Genomic DNA, 7298 nt, shown 5'->3' on the forward strand with positions numbered 1-7298 from the left:
AACTCTGGGTATTAGTTGTAGAATCTAAATCAACAATCGCCTTTTCTGTTGCCCTACCCCAAGCCCTAACTTACTTGATGGCAAACCCCAACCCAGAATGCCCAGTCTATGGATTAATCACCAACGGTGACGAATTCCAATTTATTAAACTTTTAATCCAACCTAACCCTCAATACGATTTATCTAATATTTTCTCCTTGTTACTCCCCCATCGCAATCAACTTTATGACAGCATGAGAATCCTCAAACAAATTAGACAAATAATGATTCAAACCACTATGGAATAATATCAAACTCAGTAGATTTTATTTTTCATGAGTCAATCCAAAATCTAAAATCCAAAATCTAAAATCACCATGCCCCACCCCGACTCAGAAGCAGCCCTAGAACTCGAAACCATCGCCCTCTTTGAAAAACTCGGATACACCACAGCCAACTGCTACAGCGAATGGATTAGTGGCACCAGCAACTTAGGGCGAGAAACCAAAAGCGAAGTTGTCCTCATCTCCAAACTACAGCCAGCCCTAGAAAAACTCAATCCTCACCTCCCAAAACCAGCAATTAACCTCGCCATCGAACAACTGGTTCGCGACAGAAACGCCCTCACCCTCGCTAACGCCAACCGGGAAATTTACCATCTCCTCAAAGACAGAGTAACAGTCACCTACCGCAACGACGACGGCGAAGAAATCACCGAAAACGTCACCGTCATCGACTGGAAAAACCCCAGCAACAACGACTTTTTTCTCGCTTCCCAATTCTCGATAGTCGGCGAATTGTACACCCGCCGCCCCGATTTAATCGGCTTCATAAACGGCATTCCCCTGATTTTTATCGAACTCAAAGCCTCCAGAGAACGAGTCGAATTCGCCTATCAAAATAACTTCTGCGACTACCGAAAAGAAATCCCCCAATTATTTTGGTACAACAGCATCGTCATTCTCTCCAACGGAAGCATCAGCAAAATCGGTAGCCTCACCGCCACCTGGGAGTATTTCTCAGACTGGAAAAAAATCAACAACGAAGGCGAACAAGGCATCATCTCCCTGGAAACCATAATTCGCGGTACCTGCGACAAAACCAAACTCTTAGATATAGTTGAAAACTTCACCATATTTAGCGAAGAACAAGGCAATTTAATCAAACTCGTAGCTAAAAATCATCAATATCTCGGCGTGAATAATTGCCTGGAAGCGGTGCATAACCTGCGCGAAAATCAAGGCAAACTCGGCGTTTTTTGGCACACCCAAGGTAGCGGCAAAAGCTTCTCGATGCAGTTCTTTTCCCAGAAAATCCACCGCACAATTACTGGAAACTGGACATTTGTAATTATCACCGATCGCGACGACTTAGACAACCAAATCTACAAAAACTTTGCCAAAACCGGCGCAGTCACCGAATCCGAACAAAAAGTCCGCGCCCACAGCGGCGAACACCTCAAACAACTATTGACAGAAGACCACCGTTATGTATTCACATTGATTCAAAAATTCCGTACCCAAAAAGGCGAAATTTACCCCCAACTTTCCGATAGAAATGATGTAATTATCATCGCCGACGAAGCCCACCGTTCCCAATACGACAGCTACGCCGCCAACATGAGAACCGCATTACCCAACGCCGGATTTATCGGCTTCACCGGCACACCCTTACTCGTGGGAGAAGAAGCCACGCGGCGCGAATTTGGCGACTACATCAGCATCTACAACTTCCGCCAATCCATCGAAGACGGCGCAACAGTTCCCCTCTTCTATGAAAACCGCATCCCCAAACTCGAACTCACCAACAGCGAACTCAATGAAGAGATAGCCGATGCGATAGAATCAGCAGATTTAGATGAAGCCGAAGCAAATAAACTCGATCGCGAATTTGCGCGGGAATTACACCTGATCGCGCGAGAGGAACGCTTAGGCGAAATCGCCAAAGATATAGTCAGTCACTTTTTAGGGCGCGGCTACCAAGGTAAAGCAATGGTTGTCTCGATCGATCGCTTCACCGCTGTTAAAATGTATAACAAAGTCCAGCAGTATTGGCAACAGCAATTAACTGATTTACAAAACCAACTCATCACCGCCAACACCACCGAACACGAACACCTAACCGCCCAGATTCAATACATCACCGAAACCGACATGGCCGTCATCATTTCCTCCTCCCAAAATGAGGAAGAAATCTTTAACAAAAAAGGCTTAACCATCAAACCCCACCGCCAACGCCTCGCCAAGGAAAAACCGGGATTAGATGAGAAATTCAAAGATGCGAATAACCCACTGCGAATCGTCTTTGTCTGTGCGATGTGGATGACAGGATTTGACGCGCCCAGTTGTTCCACCATCTACCTCGACAAACCAATGCGAAACCACACCCTGATGCAAACCATCGCCAGGGCGAATCGCGTATTTGGGGATAAAGTCAACGGGCTGATTGTGGACTATATCGGCGTTTTCCGCGACTTGCAAAAAGCCCTAGCGATTTACGGTTCCGCCTCCGGTGGTGATGTCTCAGAAGGCGACACGCCCGTACAATCGAAAGCCGCCTTAGTCGATGAATTGAGAAGTGCGATCGATCTTACCCTACAATTCTGCACCGAACGTGGCATCAATTTCGACCAAATCCAAACCGCCACCGAAGCTTTCGCCCTTACCAAGCTATGGAATGATGCTGTCGAAGCCATTCTCATCAACGACGATTCCAAGCAGCGATATCTTACCCTAACTCAGAACGTTAACAAACTCTATAAAGCGATTCTCCCAGATCCAGCAGCCGTTGATTTTAATCCAACTTTATATGCTTTTGCTGAAATTACCAAGCGCATCAAACAGCTAACTCCCCACGCAGACATTGCCGAAATCAAAACCGCTATTGAGGAAATTCTGGACAAATCCATCGGTACTTCAAATTATATCATCCCCGCATCAAATCAACAAATCGATCTCAGCAAAATAGACTTTGAAGCCCTCAAATCCCAGTTTGCATCCGGCTACAAACACACTGAAGCCGAGAAACTAAAAGGCATAATTAGCAGCCAACTAACCCAAATGCTGCGCCTCAACAAAAGCCGGATGAATTACCTCGATAAGTTCCAGCAAATGATTGATGAATACAATGCTGGTTCTTGCAGTGTGGAAACATTATTTACCGAGTTAGTGGAGTTTGCCCAGGAACTCAACGTTGAGGATAAACGTGCGATATGCGAGAATTTATCAGAGGAAGAACTGGCGATTTTTGATTTGTTGACCAAACCAGATATCAGTTTAACCGAAAAGGAAAAACTGGAAGTTAAGAAAGTAGCTGTTGAGCTGTTAGAAACTCTCAAGCGAGAGAAACTGGTGCTGGATTGGCGCAGGCGACAGCAAACCAAGGCAGCAGTTAAAGTGGCGATCGAGCAAATTTTAGATAGACTGCCAGAAAGCTATTTAACGGAAGTATACCAGCGCAAATGTCAAGAGATTTACCAGCACGTTTACGAATCTTATTCTGAGGCCGGACGCAGTATTTATACTACCGCAGCCTGAAGCTGGATTGCCAGCCACCCACATCATCCATACTTTCCTATAGGAAACTAGAGAAGGACTTTTAGCAAATATTTAGCTGACATCAAGTGATTCGGTGAGGATGCGAATATCTTGCTTCGATTCAAGCATCTGCAAAGGGCGATCGCTTTTCGATTTTCACATTTCAACCTCAAATCCAAATCATAGCAGGTTTGAGCGATTAGTATTGCAGGTCGCAATAACTAAAGTTGGTTACGCAGTTCAGAAAAACAAGCTTCTATTTCCTCCCATGTTGGATAATTGCCATAGCATAAATTTTGGCACTGCTGCTGATATTCCCTAGCGATAGATTGGCGCAATCCTCCTACGGGAAATAGGGCAATGCTGTTAGAAAATGCTAGGTTTTCAGGCGGGTCATATTGTTGTGGGAATTCTTGCTGGCTGAGGAAAGCGCTGTCTTGTTTGATGTCGCTATATTCTCCACTACCTAACATTTGCTGAACTTCCGGTGTCTGCGCTAAACAAAAAAGATCGTAATAATGGCGAGTTGCTGTTCCTAAAGGAACTTCTTCGCGTTGGTATTGCCTTAATTTGGCATGAATGGCAAAGAGTTTTTCTACAAAAGTGCGCCGAAAATGGAGCAAAGTCATCGGAAAAGGCGATTCATCTTCAGCATTAAGACTATCGTTAATTTCGCAGAGAAATTCAGCCAGATAGGACGACAGCGAGACTGTTTGCAACGGATAAGTACCGCTGCGAGTTCCCATCTCTAGAAACAGACGCGAGCTAATTGTCCCCATCCCAGCAAATTGTTGAGGGTAGTTAAAATAGCTGTGCCGATAGATGCCTCGCTTGGATTGAGATTGGTTTAATGTTAATCTTGGATGCTGGCTGACGGCGGTTTCTATTGCTTTTAACTCTTTGTCAGCTCGACTTTCCCCGTATCGTGGGATAAACGCATCTTTGTTCAAAAATAAGTCAATATCTTCGGAGAAGCGTTCGATGAGCTTCCATCCTTTTGAAAGGCTGGTTCCTCCTTTAAAAATAACTTGATTTTGCCACTGATTCGCTACTATTCGCAGCGCTTCAGTGACATAGTAATCTTTTTCGATGAATGCTTCGGTAAGACTGAGGTTGGCAAAGTGTTCTCTGGCCGCCAGGATAGCATCTCGAAAATCGGGAGATTCACAAAGTTTCATTTTGCTTGCCATTCATGAGCATAACAAAGGTTCCTCAAAATCCCAAAATCAAACCGAGAAATCGGGTTTAAGTTTTGGCGAAGTTGTTGGAGTTGCTGACGGCTTTTACCTAGTTCTTGACCAATTGCCCCTAGCATTGCTCGCACGCGAGGAGGTTCGGCATCTGCTACAACTATTAAGTGTTCAAAGCTCACGCCCTCACTAAAGCACTCTAGCAGGCGTTGCTTAGTTTGCTCAGGTGATAATTCGCTCAGCTTTGCTCTCGACCTCAACAAATCCAGCAACGCCGCTTCTGTGTTAGACAGATGTTTCCATGTTTCAGGCCTGCGGGTGTGAACTTTCGCCCGATCGCCGATAATGGTGCGTGGAACGCTATTCGCTGAGGTAGCAAACTCACTTTGTATTGCATTCTGAGTGCTGAAGCCCAAGAAGTTAGCAGCGCTAAGTCCTGCCGGCTGCAAAGTTTGAGGCATTGACAATTTTTGAATCTCACTTTGAGAGGGGCGGCTGCTACCAAAGCGCGTTTGGCGCGATCGATAATAAAGTCCCTTACTGACTCGTTCTAGTGTTCCTGTTTTTACCATGCGGGAGAGGGTTTTGCTGACCGCAGTTGGCGGTAGTCCAGAAAAGTCAGATAGCCGCCAGTAACCTTCTCCCTGTTGCTCTATTTGCCGGTGAATCAGCGCGGAGGTATTAACTCGAATCGGTTTCATGGCTTGAATCCAATATTTACCCTCATTTGTATTATTCTTCGAGCTGCGCGTGATGTCAAGTTTTTTTGCAAAAAAACTTGACAAATTAAGCAAAGGCTGTGTCATACCTCTCTTCTGTCACTCTCCGAAAACAAAAATCAAAAGCAATGTTTAAAACTCTTACTGGAATATCTCGTTTCCGCGCTTCGGTGAAGTACATACATCAACCTAGTTATTTCCCGTATTTGCGAATCGGTTGATGCCGAAAAATCGCCCCGATTACTCAAGTTTTATTCACTGGCTGAATCTTTCTCAGCATGGAAGCGATCCAATTACCATGCTAGCCCGCAGCGGTGGGCGGTGAGAAACAGACACACTCACTGTTTTTCCTATTCCTGAGCCAGATTCTGACGGGCGGTATCGCTTCCATTTTTTCTCGCATGGGTTGCGATATTTGCCACCCTATGCAATTGAGCGAATTAACCGCTTAGAGTCTGGAGAAAAGTTGTGGTTGGCTCAGGAATTTCAAAACTTCTATGATTCTAAAGCATTGATTTTAAATACAGAAGACCAGCAGATCGTCGGCTATTGTCCGCGATATTTGAATAGTGAGATTTTTGAACTTCTATCATCATTTGCCAGTATAATTGGTATATTGCCAATATCTTAGCTAAAAAAATTATCGATTGGCTTATAAACAATTATGCCAACTTCAACGATCAATGTTCAACTCAAAGAAATTGTCGCCCAAACCCGCCAGGGATTAGAAAATCTTTATGGTGAACAGTTAATCCGAATCATTCTCTATGGTTCCCAAGCCAGAGGTGATGCTAGACCGGACTCCGATATTGATATATTAATCCTTCTCAAAGAACCCTTCAATTACTCCCAAGAAAGCGAGCATATTTCTGTTTTGATTGCCGATATATGCTTAGAACATACCGTCGTGATTAGCTGTATGTTTGCCACACTTCAGAAGTACCAAGAGTATGAAAGCGGTTTCTTTCGCAATATCCGTCGCGAAGGAGCCCCAATATGAACCCAGAGCAACAAAGGTTACTTGATAAAGCTGATAGAACTTTGCAGGCTGCACGGGTTTTATGTCAATACGGTTTACTTAACGCTTTTTGATGAATTTCATCTGACGATTTTCTGGCAATACAGGCATTTTTGGCAAGTCAGATTTTTCTTAAGTCAACCGTATTGGGTTTTATGTGACCAAGGCTTTTTTGATTTTGCCGCTTCCCGCGCTTATTATGTGATGTTTTACACAGTCACTGCATTTTTAGAGTCAGAGAAATTATCTTATTCTCGCCACTCCGCTGTCATCGCCGGTTTCGGTCAAAAATTTGCTCGTTCGGGGCGGGTTCCGGTGCAGTTCCATCGTTACCTAATAGATGCCCAAAAAACTCGATTAGAAGCTGACTATAACGCTGATATACAAATCTCACAAACAGACGCAGTGCAAACAATAGATCGGGCAGAAGAAATGCTCAACTTTGCTTTGGCAAATATTGATTCTATTCCTCCATCCTCTCCTTGATTCAGGAGATAGCCTGCTTTCCACTCCTGCACCCCCCAACTATAGTTGTGAGGCACTCAATCAAGTTTGTGTCTGTTCTCAATCTGTTCTAAATACTGCAATTCAGTGGGAGTAAGAGTAGTTGCTCTTTCTAATAAGTTCAGGATTTCTACTTCAAACGGATCTAGATTTCCTAATTTGTGAAGTCTGTCAGTGCGATCGCAAATTTCTTGAAGTCCCGGTTGATTGTCTAACGGCACAGCAGTGAGAGCCGAGTGTTTGAAGGTGTATGACTGCATGGTAATGGTAGGGATGTGTCGCATCCACACAGTGGCAGTTTTCTCCCCGACTGACTGAATGCGGCCTAACCTGCCGTTAACATCTTCGCGAT

6 protein-coding genes and 2 pseudogenes are annotated in these 7298 nt (G+C 44.5%); 5 read left to right on the forward strand and 3 right to left on the reverse strand.

Translation table 11 applies throughout. The annotated features are described in order from the left end of the window. Both QT974_RS28160 and QT974_RS28165 read left to right on the forward strand, forming a co-directional pair. Positions 1-287, forward strand: a pseudogene (locus QT974_RS28160) (type I restriction endonuclease subunit R); the annotation flags it as partial. Between the two features lie 69 nt (positions 288-356). Then, positions 357-3515 (forward strand): type I restriction endonuclease subunit R, encoded by a 3159-nt coding sequence (locus tag QT974_RS28165; protein ID WP_333471692.1) that lies wholly within the window; start codon positions 357-359, stop codon positions 3513-3515. A 221-nt stretch (positions 3516-3736) separates the two neighbouring features. Here QT974_RS28165 and QT974_RS28170 read toward each other — a convergent pair whose 3' ends face one another. Together QT974_RS28170 and QT974_RS28175 are read right to left on the reverse strand one after the other, a co-directional pair. Further along, complete coding sequence (locus QT974_RS28170) at positions 3737-4693, reverse strand: nucleotidyl transferase AbiEii/AbiGii toxin family protein (RefSeq protein WP_333471693.1); 957 nt, start codon at positions 4691-4693, stop codon at positions 3737-3739. Further along, positions 4690-5406 (reverse strand): DUF6088 family protein, encoded by a 717-nt coding sequence (locus QT974_RS28175; RefSeq protein WP_333471694.1) that lies wholly within the window; start codon positions 5404-5406, stop codon positions 4690-4692. The genes QT974_RS28170 and QT974_RS28175 overlap by 4 nt, the downstream gene beginning before the upstream one ends. Positions 5407-5776: 370 nt before the next feature. Between QT974_RS28175 and QT974_RS28180 the strand changes: the two genes are divergently transcribed. Genes QT974_RS28180 through QT974_RS28190 form a run of 3 tightly spaced genes read left to right on the forward strand, consistent with a single transcriptional unit; the run spans position 5777 to position 6928 of the window. Next, positions 5777-6055, forward strand: a complete 279-nt coding sequence (locus QT974_RS28180) for an HIRAN domain-containing protein (RefSeq protein WP_333471697.1) — start codon at positions 5777-5779, stop codon at positions 6053-6055. Positions 6056-6088: 33 nt separating this feature from the next. Further along, positions 6089-6424 (forward strand): nucleotidyltransferase domain-containing protein, encoded by a 336-nt coding sequence (locus tag QT974_RS28185; RefSeq protein ID WP_333471695.1) that lies wholly within the window; start codon positions 6089-6091, stop codon positions 6422-6424. A 21-nt stretch (positions 6425-6445) separates the two neighbouring features. Continuing rightward, positions 6446-6928, forward strand: a complete 483-nt coding sequence (locus QT974_RS28190; RefSeq protein ID WP_333471696.1) for a HEPN domain-containing protein — start codon at positions 6446-6448, stop codon at positions 6926-6928. Positions 6929-6984: 56 nt separating this feature from the next. Here the strand turns inward: QT974_RS28190 and QT974_RS28195 are convergent. After that, positions 6985-7298, reverse strand: a pseudogene (locus QT974_RS28195) (hypothetical protein); the annotation flags it as partial.

The organism is Microcoleus sp. BM001215392 (assembly GCF_036700185.1).
Classification (GTDB): domain Bacteria; phylum Cyanobacteriota; class Cyanobacteriia; order Cyanobacteriales; family Microcoleaceae; genus Microcoleus.

Coding starts and splice junctions, on each gene's coding strand:
- QT974_RS28185 (WP_333471695.1), top strand. CDS start 6,089: ATGCCAACTTCAACGATCAATGTTCAACTCAAAGAAATTGTCGCCCAA.
- QT974_RS28165 (WP_333471692.1), top strand. CDS start 357: ATGCCCCACCCCGACTCAGAAGCAGCCCTAGAACTCGAAACCATCGCC.
- QT974_RS28175 (WP_333471694.1), bottom strand. CDS start 5,406: ATGAAACCGATTCGAGTTAATACCTCCGCGCTGATTCACCGGCAAATA.
- QT974_RS28170 (WP_333471693.1), bottom strand. CDS start 4,693: ATGAAACTTTGTGAATCTCCCGATTTTCGAGATGCTATCCTGGCGGCC.